Here is a 13459-nt window from a genome sequence, read left to right as displayed (position 1 = left end):
TCCCAGAGGGAGAGGGGGGCGACCGAGGTGTCTGGCGCTCTACATCGACCTGAAAGACCTTTTCGATTGTGGATTCGGCAAAGCAGTTTCATGTCGGCGAAATCCTCAAATATCCCCCAATCCGTCCCCTCTCCCTTTGGGAGAGGGCTAGGGTGAGGGGGCTTTTTCAGTCAACAAACAAATCCGGCATCAACGCCGCCTCGCTTTCCCGATCAAACCGGTAGTGATTGAACTCAGTCACACCGCTCTCGCGCAAAATTTCTTCATCAATCAATAGCCGCCCGGTGATCTGCCGATCGCGGCTATCCAGAATCACATGCGCCGCATCCGCCATGATCGCTGGCGTTCGCGCTTGCTTGAACGACCCCCGGTTCCCCAACTGAAACTCAATCGCCGCCGTGGCAATCATCGTCTGCGGCCATAACGAATTCACGCTGATTCCGTACGCGGCAAACTCCTCACTCATCCCCAGCGTCAGCATGCTCATGCCGTACTTGGTCACCGTGTACGGGCTGAACTGTGCAAACCACTTGTTCGCCAGATTCAGCGGTGGCGACAGGTTAAGAATGTGTCCGGCGGATTTCTTCAGATAGGGCAGGGCGGCCTGGCTGCACAGCAGCACCGCGCGGGTGTTGATCTGGTGCATCAGGTCGAAGCGTTTGAGTTCGACGTGTTGCACACCGGTCAACTTGATCGCTCCGGCGTTGTTCACCAGCGCATCGATGCCGCCGAAATGTTCGTTGGCCTGGGCCAGTGCTTGGCGCACGCCATCCTCATCACGCACATCCACCTGCAACGCCAACGCCTTGCCACCCGCCGCTTCGACTTCGGCGGCGACGCTGTGGATGGTGCCGGGCAGTTTGGCGTGGGGTTCGGCGCTCTTCGCCGCAATCACGATATTGGCCCCGTCCCTCGCGGCACGCAGCGCAATCTCACGGCCAATGCCACGGCTGGCGCCGGTGATGAACAGGGTTTTGCCTTGTAACGACATGCCGATGCTCCTGCTTATTGTTATATGAGCGAAGGGCTCGACAGACAATGTAGACCAAGCAGATCAGGTAACGCTGTCTCCGCCATGATCGTTCCCACGCTCCGCGTGGGAATGCAGCCATTGACGCTCCGCGTCATAGCGGTGCTCAGCTTTACGTCTATGGTGAGGCTGGAACGCGGAGCGTCCCGAGAGGCATTCCCACGCGGAGCGTGGGAACGATCAGTGCGGAGGTCGGGCGGACTCAATTTGCTCGTTCCCATGCTCCGCGTGGGAATGCAGCCCGGGACGCTCTGCGTCCCATCAATACCAGCACTGAACCTCAATCAGCCCCGGCATTCCCGCGTAGTCCCTGGCACTCGAATAACGCCAATGCTCCGGCAAGTCCACATATCCACGTTTCACTGGATTGTCGTGGATGTATTCAAGCTTCTGACGCATCACCGATTCGCTGTAAACCATTTCTGCGTGTGAACCTTCCTGCCACAACTGGTACACCCGATCCTGCTTATGCGCGCGTTTGCTAAAGCGCAGACGTTTCAGGGCTTTGTCGGCACCTTTGCTTTGCAGATCATTGATGATTTGTCGCGCGGTGAAAGATTTGAATTGGCTGAGGCATTTACTCAGGTCGGGCGCCTGAGCGAGGAAGTGAAGATGGTTTTCCAGAATCACGTAGCCGTACAGCTTCAAGTCATGGTGGGTCTGTTGATAACGCCAGCAGTTGAGCAGGTGGTCGACGATGTACGGGCGGATGAATAACGGCAACCACTCCATGATCGTGCAAGTCAGGAAATGCGGTTTGTCGGTTTCAGTAATGGTGTAGCGGCTTCGGCCCATGGGATTCTTCCTTGAATCTTGCGGTGCGACGGGAATGGAGCGCGGAGCGTCCCGGGAGGCGTTTCCACGCAGAGCGTGGGAACGATCAGGGTGAGGCGGGTGGGATGATCGCGCTAGAAGAGAAGTCTGGTATTACGGTGGGAAAAGTCATCCTCGGCCGAAGATCGTTCCCACGCTCTGCGTGGGAATGCAGCCATTGACGCTCTGCGTCATAGCGGTGTTTAGCGTCTGGGGATGGAACGCGGAGCGTCCCGGGAGGCATTCCCACGCGGAGCGTGGGAACGATCAGTGCGCTGGAGTCAGGTCAGGCGGACATGACTTCGCGGATGTCGCGGGCGAGCTCGCGGACGCGTTCTTCTTCGGTGTCCCACGAGCACATGAAGCGTGCGCCGCCCTTGCCGATGAAGGTGTAGAAACGCCAGTTCTTTGCGGTCAGGGCGGCGATGGCCGGTTCCGACAGTTGCAGGAACACGCCGTTGGCCTGCACCGGGAACATCAGTTCGACGCCCGGAATGTCGCTGACCAGTTCTGCGAGCAATTGCGCGCAGTGGTTGGCGTGGCGCGCATATTTCAGCCAGGCGTCGGTTTCGAGGATGCCGACCCACGGGGCCGAGAGGAAGCGCATTTTCGACGCCAACTGACCGGCCTGTTTGCAGCGATAGTCGAAGTCTTCCGCCAGTTTGTGGTTGAAGAACAGAATCGCTTCACCCACGGCCATGCCGTTCTTGGTGCCGCCGAAGCACAGCACATCGACACCCGCCTTCCAGGTCAGATCCGCTGGCGAGCAGCCGAGGAAGGCGCAGGCGTTGGAGAAGCGCGCGCCGTCCATGTGCAGGTGCAGGCCCAGTTCCTTGCAAGTGGCGCTGATGGCGCGAACTTCTTCCGGGGTGTAGACGCTGCCGACTTCGGTGGCTTGGGTCAGGGTGACCACGCGCGGTTTCGGGTAGTGGATGTCCTGGCGCTTGAGCGCGACTTCGCGGATCGACTGCGGGGTGATTTTGCCGTTTTCAGTGCCGGCGATCAGCAGTTTCGAGCCGTTGGAGAAGAATTCCGGGGCGCCGCATTCGTCGGTTTCGACGTGGGCGGTTTCCGAGCAGATCACGCTGTGGTAACTCTGGCACAGCGACGACAGGGCCAGCGAGTTGGCGGCGGTGCCGTTGAAGGCGAAGAACACTTCGCAGTCGGTTTCAAACAATTGGCGGAAATGGTCGGACGCGCGCGCGGTCCATTCATCGTCGCCATAAGCGCGCTGGTGGCCGTGGTTGGCCTGTTCCATGGCAGCCCAGGCTTCAGGGCAGATACCGGAATAGTTGTCGCTGGCGAATTGTTGGCTCTTGTCGGTCATGGCCGGCTTCCGTGGTCGAGACTCTTGTGAAGGCTCGTGGTCAATGATGGTGCGCACTTTACCGAAGATCTTCCGGGGAGCACACGAGATGTCGCTGTCTGAACATTACAAGGATGCAGGCCGATTATGCACCTGAGAAAACGCGACGGCGCGCTGGATCTGCTCAAGTGGCTGGCGCTGCTGAGCATGTTGCTCGATCACCTGCGATACGTGGGCTTCTCCGCCGATTGGCTTTATGTGCCGGGGCGGCTGGCGTTTCCATGGTTTTGCCTGGCGATGGCGGCGAATCTTTCGCGCGATGGTTCGCGGAAGATGGAATGGCGCTATCTGGGGTGGTTGTTGCTGTTCAGTGCGGTGAGTGAGATTCCGTATCGGTTGTACATTCCCGAGCCGGATACGTTGAATGTAATGCCGACGCTGGCGCTGGGGCTGCTGGTGGCGCGGGGCTGGCAGGATCCCTCGGTGATGTCGCGATTGCTCGGTGTTGCTGCGTTGGTGCTGGCGATGGTTTTCCCGGAGCGGCTGATGTTCGGGTTCTTCGGTGTTTTGTTGCCGCTGGCGATGCTGCTGGTGTTTCGCGGGCCCTGGTATTTCAGTCTTTTGCCGGGATTGGTATGCCTCGCAGCGAATCAATGGCAAGTGCTTTACGACTCGGCGAGGTTCGGCAGTAGCGTGGCCATTCTTGGGATTGCCGCGTGTCTGTTTGCGCCAGTGCTCGGAATGTTCCTGTTGCGACATGGGCGACATCTGCAGCCGCCGCCGATGCGTCGCTGGGCCTACGCACTCTATCCCGCGCATTTCCTCCTATTGCTCGCCGTCCGCCAGTTGCTCGCCTAACCCCTGTAGGAGCTGCCGAAGGCTGCGATCTTTTGATCTTGAAAATCAAAGTCAAAAGATCGCAGCCTTCGGCAGCTCCTACAGGGGGATGCATTCTTTGGGTCATTTCCAGCCATGTCGTAAACGCACCTTTGCGTGGCGTCCGCAGGCATTTGAGCTGTCTGCGCCGGTCATACCATCGGCATCAAAGGGCACTGCCGTGATTGCCGGTGCCTTACCGAGACGAATGGCGCACAGATGCCGCTGGGAGAGACGCGATGTTCAGCAAGCAAGACCAGATCCAGGGTTACGACGATGCACTGCTGGCGGCGATGAATGCCGAGGAGCAACGTCAGGAAGATCACATCGAGCTGATCGCGTCAGAGAACTACACCAGCAAACGCGTGATGGAAGCGCAAGGCAGCGGCCTCACCAACAAATACGCCGAAGGCTACCCGGGCAAGCGCTACTACGGTGGCTGCGAGCATGTGGATAAAGTCGAAGCACTGGCCATCGAACGCGCCAAGCAACTGTTCGGCGCCGATTACGCTAACGTTCAGCCGCACTCCGGTTCGTCGGCCAACAGCGCCGTCTACCTCGCGCTGATCCAGCCGGGCGACACCATCCTCGGCATGAGCCTCGCTCACGGCGGTCACCTGACCCACGGCGCCAAAGTGTCGTCCTCGGGCAAGCTCTACAACGCTGTGCAGTACGGCATCAACACCGACACCGGGCTGATCGATTACGACGAAGTCGAGCGTCTCGCCGTCGAATCCAAGCCGAAAATGATCGTCGCCGGTTTCTCTGCCTACTCGAAGACCCTCGACTTCCCACGCTTCCGCCAGATCGCTGACAAGGTCGGCGCGCTGCTCTTCGTCGACATGGCCCACGTCGCCGGTCTGGTCGCTGCCGGTCTGTACCCAAATCCGCTGCCGTACGCCGACGTGGTCACCACCACCACGCACAAAACCCTGCGCGGCCCACGTGGCGGGCTGATCCTGGCCAAGTCCAACGAAGAGATCGAGAAAAAGCTCAACGCCGCCGTATTCCCCGGCGCTCAGGGCGGCCCGCTGATGCACGTCATCGCCGGTAAAGCCGTGTGCTTCAAGGAAGCGCTGGAGCCAGGCTTCAAGGCTTATCAGCAACAAGTGATCGACAACGCTCAGGCGATGGCCAGCGTGTTTATCAAACGTGGCTACGATGTAGTGTCCGGCGGTACCGACAACCATTTGTTCCTGGTCAGCCTGATCCGTCAGGGCCTGACCGGCAAAGACGCCGACGCCGCCCTCGGCCGTGCGCACATCACCGTCAACAAGAACGCCGTACCGAACGATCCGCAATCGCCGTTCGTGACCTCGGGCCTGCGCATCGGCACCCCGGCCGTCACTACGCGCGGTTTCAAGGTGACCCAGTGCGAAGTGTTGGCCGGCTGGATTTGCGACATCCTCGACAACCTCGGTGATGCCGATGTCGAGGCCAATGTTGCCCAGCAAGTGTCGGCCCTGTGCGCAGACTTCCCGGTTTATCGCTGAGTGTTCTGGAGTAACTGACTATGCAACGCTATTCGGGCTTCGGCCTCTTCAAACACTCCCTCAGCCACCACGAAAACTGGCAGCGCATGTGGCGCACGCCGACGCCGAAAAAGGTCTACGACGTGGTCATCGTCGGCGGCGGCGGGCACGGTCTGGCGACTGCCTACTATCTGGCCAAAGAGCACGGCATCACCAACGTCGCCGTGGTCGAGAAGGGCTGGCTGGGCGGCGGTAACACCGCGCGCAACACCACCATCGTGCGCTCCAACTACCTGTGGGACGAGTCGGCGCATCTTTACGAACACGCGATGAAATTATGGGAAGGCCTGTCGCAGGATCTCAATTACAACGTGATGTTCTCCCAGCGTGGCGTTTACAACCTGTGCCACACCCTGCAGGACATCCGTGATTCCGAGCGTCGGGTCAGCGCCAACCGCCTCAATGGCGTCGACGGTGAGCTGCTCAACGCCAAGCAAGTCGCTGACGAGATTCCGTACCTCGACTGCTCGAAAAACACTCGGTATCCAGTGATGGGCGCCACCGTTCAGCGTCGCGGCGGCGTCGCCCGTCACGATGCCGTGGCCTGGGGCTTTGCCCGTGCCGCCGACGCCTTGGGCGTGGACTTGATTCAGCAGACCGAAGTGATCGGTTTCCGCAAGGAAAACGGCGTGTGCATCGGTGTTGAAACCAATAAGGGTTTCATCGGCGCCAAACGTGTTGGCGTGGTCACCGCTGGTAACTCCGGGCACATGGCCAAGCTCGCCGGTTTCCGTCTGCCGATCGAATCCCACCCGCTGCAAGCGCTGGTGTCCGAGCCGATCAAGCCGATTATCGACAGCGTGATCATGTCCAACGCCGTGCACGGTTACATCAGCCAGTCCGACAAGGGCGACCTGGTGATCGGCGCCGGTATCGACGGCTACAACGGCTACGGCCAGCGCGGTTCGTACCCGGTGATCGAGCACACCATTCAGGCCATCGTCGAGATGTTCCCGGTGTTGTCGCGCGTACGCATGAACCGCCAGTGGGGCGGCATCGTCGACACCACGCCGGACGCGTGCCCGATCATTTCGAAAACCCCGGTACCGAACATGTTCTTCAACTGCGGTTGGGGCACCGGTGGCTTCAAGGCCACACCTGGCTCGGGCAACGTGTTTGCCGCGAGTCTGGCCAAGGGTGAAATGCACCCGTTGGCCGCACCGTTTTCCATCGACCGTTTCCACAACGGCGCACTCATCGACGAACACGGCGCTGCTGCGGTTGCCCACTAACAGGAGAAATCCCCATGTTGCATATCTTCTGTCCTCACTGCGGCGAACTGCGCTCCGAAGAGGAATTCCACGCATCCGGTCAGGCGCACATTCCGCGCCCGCTCGACCCTGGCGCCTGCACCGACGAGGAGTGGGGCGACTACATGTTCTTCCGCGATAACCCGCGCGGTCTGCACCACGAGTTGTGGGATCACGTCGCCGGTTGCCGCCAGTACTTCAACGTCACCCGCGACACCGTGACCTACGAGATTCTCGAAACCTACAAGATCGGCACCAAGCCGCAATTCACCGACAAGGCTGATTCGGCGAAAACAGCCACGACGGCGCTGGGAGAGAAGGTATGAGCCAGACCAATCGCCTGTCCAACGGTGGACGGATCGACCGCAACAAAGTGCTGAGCTTTACCTTCAACGGTCAGAGCTACAAGGGCTTCGAGGGTGACTCGCTGGCCGCCGCGCTGATCGCCAACGGCGTCGACATCATCGGCCGCAGTTTCAAGTATTCGCGTCCTCGCGGCATCTTTGCTGCCGGTGCCGAAGAACCGAACGCGGTGCTGCAGATCGGCGCTACCGAAGCCACGCAAATCCCCAACGTGCGCGCCACGCAACAGGCGCTGTATCAAGGTCTGGTCGCGACCAGCACCAACGGCTGGCCGAGCGTCAACAACGACATGATGGGCATTCTCGGCAAGGTCGGCGGCAAGCTGATGCCGCCGGGTTTCTACTACAAAACCTTCATGTACCCGCAATCGTTCTGGATGACCTACGAGAAGTACATTCGCAAGGCTGCCGGTCTTGGCCGCTCGCCGACCGAAGTCGATCCGGACACCTACGACTACATGAACCAGCACTGCGACGTGCTGATCGTCGGCGCTGGCCCGGCCGGTCTCGCCGCTGCACTGGCAGCAGCGCGCAGCGGTGCCCGAGTGATTCTGGCGGACGAGCAGGAAGAGTTCGGCGGCAGCCTGCTCGACTCGCGTGAAAGCCTCGACGGCAAACCGGCGATGGACTGGGTCGCCAGCGTTATCACTGAACTGAAGAACACCCCGGACGTGCTGCTGTTGCCGCGCGCCACGGTCAACGGTTACCACGACCACAACTTCCTGACCATTCACGAACGCCTTACCGATCACCTCAGTGACCGCGCGCCAATTGGTCAGGTGCGTCAGCGTATTCACCGGGTTCGCGCCAAGCGAGTGGTGCTGGCGACCGGTGCCTGCGAGCGTCCGCTGGTTTACGGCAACAACGATGTGCCGGGCAACATGCTTGCCGGTGCGGTGTCGACTTACGTGCGCCGTTATGGCGTGGCACCGGGCAAGAAACTGGTGCTGTCGACCAACAACGATCACGCTTATCGCGTCGCGCTGGATTGGCTCGACGCCAGTCTGCAAGTGGTCGCCATCGCCGATGCGCGCAGCAATCCGCGTGGTGCGCTGGTGGAAGAGGCGCGTGCCAAAGGCATTCGGATTCTCACTGGCAGCGCCGTGATCGAGGCCCGTGGCAGCAAGCGCGTCACCGCTGCTCGCGTTGCTGCGATCGATGTCAAAGCGCACGCCGTGACCAGTCCAGGCGAATGGCTTGATTGCGATGTGGTTGCCAGTTCCGGCGGTTACAGCCCTGTCGTCCACTTGGCTTCGCACCTCGGTGGCAAGCCGACCTGGCGTGAAGACATCCTCGGTTTCGTACCGGGCGAAGCACCGCAGAAGCGTGTGTGCGTCGGTGGTATCAACGGTGTTTACGGTCTCGGCGATTCGTTGGCTGACGGTTTTGAAGGTGGCGTGCGCGCTGCCAGTGAAGCCGGTTTCGCTGCGGTCGAAGGCACCTTGCCGAAAGCCCTCAGCCGTCATGAAGAACCGACGCTGGCGCTGTTTCAGGTGCCGCATGAAAAGAACACCGCACGGGCGCCGAAGCAATTCGTCGACCTGCAGAACGACGTCACCGCTGCTGCTATTGAGCTGGCAACTCGCGAAGGTTTCGAGTCGGTCGAGCACGTCAAACGCTACACCGCGCTGGGCTTCGGCACCGATCAGGGCAAGCTCGGCAACGTCAACGGTCTGGCCATCGCCGCGCGTTCGCTGAACGTGACCATCCCGCAGATGGGCACCACGATGTTCCGCCCGAACTACACGCCGGTAACTTTCGGCGCCGTCGCCGGTCGTCACTGTGGGCACATCTTCGAGCCGGTGCGTCACACCGCGCTGCATGCCTGGCATGTGAAAAATGGCGCAGAGTTTGAAGACGTCGGTCAGTGGAAGCGTCCATGGTACTTCCCGAAAAACGGTGAAGACCTGCACACCGCCGTGAAGCGTGAATGCAAAGCCGTGCGCGACAGCGTCGGCCTGCTCGACGCCTCGACCCTCGGCAAGATCGACATTCAAGGCCCGGATGCCCGCGAGTTTCTTAACCGCGTGTACACCAACGCCTGGACCAAACTCGACGTTGGCAAGGCTCGCTACGGTCTGATGTGCAAAGAAGACGGCATGGTCTTCGACGACGGTGTCACGGCGTGCCTGGCCGACAACCATTTCGTCATGACCACCACCACCGGCGGCGCGGCTCGCGTGCTGCAATGGCTGGAGCTTTACCACCAGACCGAATGGCCGGACATGAAGGTTTACTTCACCTCCGTCACCGACCACTGGGCGACCATGACCCTGTCCGGGCCGAACAGCCGCCAGCTGCTCAGCGCCGTGACTGACATTGATCTGAGCAACGAAGCCTTCCCGTTCATGACCTGGAAAGAAGGTCTGGTCGGCGGCGTGCCGGCGCGGGTGTTCCGCATTTCGTTCACCGGTGAGCTGTCGTACGAAGTCAACGTGCAGGCCGACTATGCGATGGGCGTGCTGGAGAAAATCGTCGAGGCCGGCAAGCAGTACAACCTGACGCCGTACGGCACTGAAACCATGCACGTTCTGCGTGCCGAGAAGGGTTTCATCATCGTTGGCCAGGACACTGACGGTTCGATGACCCCGGACGACTTGAACATGGGCTGGTGCGTGGGTCGCACCAAACCGTTCTCGTGGATCGGCCAGCGTGGCATGAACCGTGAAGACTGCGTGAAGGATCAGCGTAAGCAACTGGTCGGTCTGAAGCCTATCGATCCGAACGTGTGGCTGCCGGAAGGTGCGCAGTTGGTGTTCAACACCAAGCAGGCGATCCCGATGACCATGGTTGGCCACGTGACCTCCAGTTACGCGCACAACTCCCTCGGTTATTCGTTTGCCATGGGTGTGGTCAAGGGCGGTCTGAAGCGCCTCGGTGAGCGGGTGTTTGCGCCGCTGGCCGATGGCAGCGTGATCGAGGCGGAAATCGTTTCTTCGGTGTTCTTCGATCCGAAGGGGGATCGCCAGAACATCTGACACTGATCGTTCCCACGCTCTGCGTGGGAATGCATCCCGGGACGCTCTGCGTCCCAAGAGCGGACGCAGAGCGTCCATGGCGGCATTCCCACGCAGAGCGTGGGAACGATCAAGAATTCAGGAAGGTGCTTTATGACCACAGCCAATGTGTACCAACAACGCCCAACCACCGGGGCCAAGGCCGAGTCGTCGCTGCACCATGCCGACCTCGCCAGCCTGGTCGGCAAGGGCCGCAAAAACGCCGGCGTAATCGTGCGTGAAAAGAAACTCCTCGGTCACCTGACCATCCGTGGCGATGGCCACGATGCCGCGTTCGCCGCCGGTGTCCACAAGGCCCTGGGCATCGAACTGCCCGGCGCGCTGAGCGTCATCGTCAAAGGCGAAACCAGCTTGCAATGGATGGGCCCGGACGAGTGGCTGCTGATCGTGCCGAGCGGTGAAGAATTCGCCGCCGAACAGAAACTGCGTGAAGCGCTGGGCGATTTGCACGTTGCGATCGTCAACGTCAGCGGCGGCCAGCAAGTGCTCGAACTGAGCGGGCCGAACGTGCGTCAGGTGCTGATGAAGTCGACCAGTTATGACGTGCATCCGAATAACTTCCCGGTGGGTAAAGCGGTGGGCACGGTATTCGCCAAGTCGCAGCTGATGATTCGGCATACGGCTGAGGACACTTGGGAATTGCTGATTCGTCGTAGTTTTTCGGATTACTGGTGGTTGTGGTTGCAGGATGCTTCGGCTGAGTACGGGTTGAGCGTTCAGGCCTGATAGATCAAGAGCCACCCCCTCACCCCAGCCCTCTCCCCCAGGGGGGAGAGGGGGAAAGGGAGCCGATCTCGGGTGTTTTTGCGATCTGCAGTCACCTTCATATTTTCAGGTCGGCGTAGCTCGAAAGAACACCTCGGTCAGTCCCCTCTCCCTCTGGGAGAGGGCTAGGGTGAGGGAAAAACCTGACACCCCGCACAAGAACAGGAGTCACCGCACCATGAGCCGCGCCCCAGACACATGGATTCTGACCGCCGACTGCCCCAGCGTCCTCGGCACCGTGGACGCGGTCACGCGTTTTCTGTTCGAGCAGGGTTGCTACGTCACCGAGCACCATTCGTTCGATGACCGCCTCTCCGGGCGTTTTTTCATTCGCGTGGAATTCCGCCAGCCCGACGGCTTCGACGAGCAATCCTTCCGCGCCGGCTTAGCCGAACGCGGCCAGGCCTTCGGCATGATCTTCGAGCTGACCGCGCCGAATTACCGGCCAAAAGTAGTGATCATGGTTTCCAAGGCCGATCACTGCCTCAACGACTTGCTCTACCGCCAGCGCATCGGCCAGTTGTCGATGGACGTTGCTGCCGTCGTCTCCAACCACCCGGATTTGAAACCGCTGGCCGACTGGCACCAGATTCCCTACTACCATTTCCCCCTCGACCCCAACGACAAGCCGTCGCAGGAGCGTCAGGTGTGGCAGGTGATCGAGGAATCCGGCGCTGAACTGGTGATCCTCGCCCGCTACATGCAGGTGTTGTCGCCGGAGTTGTGCCGCAAGCTCGATGGTAAAGCGATCAATATTCATCACTCGCTGCTGCCGGGTTTCAAGGGCGCCAAGCCGTATCACCAGGCCTACAACAAAGGCGTGAAACTGGTCGGCGCGACGGCGCATTACATCAATAACGATCTGGATGAAGGGCCGATCATTGCCCAGGGTGTCGAGGCGGTGGATCACAGTCATTACCCTGAGGATCTGATCGCCAAGGGGCGCGATATTGAAGGCCTGACACTGGCGCGGGCCGTTGGATATCACATCGAAAGAAGAGTGTTTTTGAACGCCAATCGCACGGTCGTTCTTTAGATTTTGGGGCTGCTTCGCAACCCATCGCGGGCAAGCCTTGCTCCTACAAGTGAGCACCTGTAGGAGCAAGGCTTGCCCGCGAAGACGTCCCCACAAGCAACACAAGAAACAGCATCTGTACCCGAGCACTTAACGCGCTGCCTGCCTGGGCAACGCGGTTCCATAAAAACAACAGCGAGGTGAAAGCATGTCTGGCAATCGTGGTGTGGTGTATCTCGGCGCGGGCAAGGTCGAAGTACAGAAAATCGACTATCCGAAAATGCAGGACCCGCGCGGTCGCAAGATCGAGCACGGGGTCATTCTCAAAGTGGTTTCCACCAACATCTGCGGCTCCGACCAACACATGGTGCGCGGCCGTACCACGGCGCAGACCGGTCTGGTGCTGGGCCACGAAATCACCGGCGAGGTGATCGAAAAAGGCTCCGACGTCGAAAACCTGAAAATCGGTGATCTGGTCTCCGTACCGTTCAACGTTGCATGCGGGCGCTGCCGTTCCTGCAAAGAGCAACACACCGGCGTCTGCCTGACCGTCAACCCGGCCCGTGCCGGCGGCGCTTACGGTTACGTCGACATGGGCGACTGGACCGGCGGCCAGGCCGAATACGTGCTGGTGCCGTACGCCGACTTCAACCTGCTGAAACTGCCGGATCGCGACAAGGCCATGGAGAAAATCCGCGACCTGACCTGCCTCTCCGACATTCTCCCGACCGGTTACCACGGCGCGGTCACTGCCGGCGTCGGCCCGGGCAGCACCGTTTACATCGCTGGCGCTGGCCCGGTCGGTCTGGCCGCTGCCGCTTCTGCACGTCTGCTCGGTGCTGCGGTGGTGATCATCGGCGACGTCAACACCATCCGTTTGGCCCACGCCAAGGCGCAAGGTTTTGAAATCGTCGACCTGTCGAAAGACGCGCCGCTGCACGAACAAATCGCCGCGCTGCTCGGCGAGCCGGAAGTGGATTGCGCGGTGGACTGCGTCGGTTTCGAAGCACGCGGTCACGGCCATGACGGCGCGAAATCGGAAGCCCCGGCCACCGTACTCAACTCGCTGATGGGCGTGGTGCGTGTTGCCGGCAAGATCGGTATTCCGGGCCTTTACGTCACCGAGGATCCGGGTGCCGTCGACGCCGCCGCGAAAATGGGCAGCCTGAGCATTCGCTTCGGTCTGGGCTGGGCGAAATCCCACAGCTTCCACACCGGGCAAACCCCAGTGATGAAGTACAACCGTCAACTGATGCAGGCGATCATGTGGGATCGCATCAACATTGCCGAAGTGGTGGGTGTGCAGGTGATCAGCCTGGATCAGGCGCCGGAAGGGTACGGCGAGTTCGATGCGGGCGTGCCGAAGAAGTTTGTGATTGATCCGCATAAGTTGTTCAGTGCGGCGTAGGGCTTAAGCGCAATTCAAAACGGCGACCTCAAGGTCGCCGTTTTTTGTTGGAAGGCAAGGTCAGAAGTTACCCTCACCCCAGCCC

Annotated in this window: 11 protein-coding genes; 8 read left to right on the top strand and 3 right to left on the bottom strand. The window is 60.4% G+C overall.

All coding sequences use genetic code 11. From position 1 onward, the window contains the following. Positions 1-166 precede the first annotated feature (166 nt). The 3 genes from KFS80_RS13160 to KFS80_RS13150 all read right to left on the bottom strand — a co-directional run bounded on the left by KFS80_RS13160 (position 167) and on the right by KFS80_RS13150 (position 3170). Positions 167-991 carry an SDR family oxidoreductase gene (locus KFS80_RS13160; RefSeq protein WP_212545032.1) on the bottom strand — a complete coding sequence of 275 codons (825 nt, stop codon included), beginning with the start codon at positions 989-991 and terminating at the stop codon, positions 167-169. A 300-nt stretch (positions 992-1291) separates the two neighbouring features. Next, a complete protein-coding gene (locus KFS80_RS13155; protein WP_212545031.1) occupies positions 1292-1825 on the bottom strand; it encodes an REP-associated tyrosine transposase in 534 nt (177 codons plus the stop codon). A gap of 304 nt (positions 1826-2129) precedes the next feature. After that, positions 2130-3170, bottom strand: a complete 1041-nt coding sequence (locus KFS80_RS13150; RefSeq protein ID WP_008084160.1) for a threonine aldolase family protein — start codon at positions 3168-3170, stop codon at positions 2130-2132. A gap of 126 nt (positions 3171-3296) precedes the next feature. On the opposite strand from KFS80_RS13150, the gene KFS80_RS13145 reads away from it, so the two are divergent. The 8 genes from KFS80_RS13145 (at position 3297) to fdhA (ending at position 13374) form a co-directional block, all read left to right on the top strand. After that, positions 3297-4007: a TraX family protein gene (locus tag KFS80_RS13145; protein ID WP_212545030.1), complete on the top strand. Its 711-nt coding sequence runs from the start codon at positions 3297-3299 to the stop codon at positions 4005-4007. A 257-nt stretch (positions 4008-4264) separates the two neighbouring features. Then, complete coding sequence (locus tag KFS80_RS13140; protein ID WP_008086924.1) at positions 4265-5518, top strand: serine hydroxymethyltransferase; 1254 nt, start codon at positions 4265-4267, stop codon at positions 5516-5518. A 20-nt stretch (positions 5519-5538) separates the two neighbouring features. Beyond that, positions 5539-6789: a sarcosine oxidase subunit beta gene (locus KFS80_RS13135; RefSeq protein WP_003206307.1), complete on the top strand. Its 1251-nt coding sequence runs from the start codon at positions 5539-5541 to the stop codon at positions 6787-6789. 14 nt (positions 6790-6803) lie between these two features. After that, a complete protein-coding gene (locus KFS80_RS13130) occupies positions 6804-7133 on the top strand; it encodes a sarcosine oxidase subunit delta (RefSeq protein ID WP_007913119.1) in 330 nt (109 codons plus the stop codon). Next, positions 7130-10147 carry a sarcosine oxidase subunit alpha gene (locus KFS80_RS13125; protein ID WP_212545029.1) on the top strand — a complete coding sequence of 1006 codons (3018 nt, stop codon included), beginning with the start codon at positions 7130-7132 and terminating at the stop codon, positions 10145-10147. The genes KFS80_RS13130 and KFS80_RS13125 overlap by 4 nt, the downstream gene beginning before the upstream one ends. Before the next feature lie 132 nt (positions 10148-10279). Next, positions 10280-10912 (top strand): sarcosine oxidase subunit gamma, encoded by a 633-nt coding sequence (locus tag KFS80_RS13120; protein WP_053124537.1) that lies wholly within the window; start codon positions 10280-10282, stop codon positions 10910-10912. 217 nt (positions 10913-11129) lie between these two features. Continuing rightward, positions 11130-11987, top strand: coding sequence for a formyltetrahydrofolate deformylase (gene purU / locus KFS80_RS13115; protein WP_008086918.1), 858 nt, complete (start codon positions 11130-11132; stop codon positions 11985-11987). Between the two features lie 187 nt (positions 11988-12174). Continuing rightward, complete coding sequence (gene fdhA, locus KFS80_RS13110) at positions 12175-13374, top strand: formaldehyde dehydrogenase, glutathione-independent (protein WP_008086916.1); 1200 nt, start codon at positions 12175-12177, stop codon at positions 13372-13374. Positions 13375-13459 lie beyond the last annotated feature (85 nt).

The sequence above is a fragment of the Pseudomonas rustica genome (genome assembly GCF_018336155.1).
GTDB lineage: Bacteria > Pseudomonadota > Gammaproteobacteria > Pseudomonadales > Pseudomonadaceae > Aquipseudomonas > Aquipseudomonas rustica.
The sequence above is the reverse complement of the archived record's forward strand: the minus strand, read 5'-3'. Positions and strand labels throughout refer to the sequence as shown.

Bases quoted from the DNA above. Each gene is read 5' to 3' on its own strand.
- KFS80_RS13160 (WP_212545032.1), bottom strand. From the start codon at position 991: ATGTCGTTACAAGGCAAAACCCTGTTCATCACCGGCGCCAGCCGTGGC.
- KFS80_RS13155 (WP_212545031.1), bottom strand. From the start codon at position 1,825: ATGGGCCGAAGCCGCTACACCATTACTGAAACCGACAAACCGCATTTC.
- KFS80_RS13150 (WP_008084160.1), bottom strand. From the start codon at position 3,170: ATGACCGACAAGAGCCAACAATTCGCCAGCGACAACTATTCCGGTATC.
- KFS80_RS13145 (WP_212545030.1), top strand. From the start codon at position 3,297: ATGCACCTGAGAAAACGCGACGGCGCGCTGGATCTGCTCAAGTGGCTG.
- KFS80_RS13140 (WP_008086924.1), top strand. From the start codon at position 4,265: ATGTTCAGCAAGCAAGACCAGATCCAGGGTTACGACGATGCACTGCTG.
- KFS80_RS13135 (WP_003206307.1), top strand. From the start codon at position 5,539: ATGCAACGCTATTCGGGCTTCGGCCTCTTCAAACACTCCCTCAGCCAC.
- KFS80_RS13130 (WP_007913119.1), top strand. From the start codon at position 6,804: ATGTTGCATATCTTCTGTCCTCACTGCGGCGAACTGCGCTCCGAAGAG.
- KFS80_RS13125 (WP_212545029.1), top strand. From the start codon at position 7,130: ATGAGCCAGACCAATCGCCTGTCCAACGGTGGACGGATCGACCGCAAC.
- KFS80_RS13120 (WP_053124537.1), top strand. From the start codon at position 10,280: ATGACCACAGCCAATGTGTACCAACAACGCCCAACCACCGGGGCCAAG.
- purU (WP_008086918.1), top strand. From the start codon at position 11,130: ATGAGCCGCGCCCCAGACACATGGATTCTGACCGCCGACTGCCCCAGC.
- fdhA (WP_008086916.1), top strand. From the start codon at position 12,175: ATGTCTGGCAATCGTGGTGTGGTGTATCTCGGCGCGGGCAAGGTCGAA.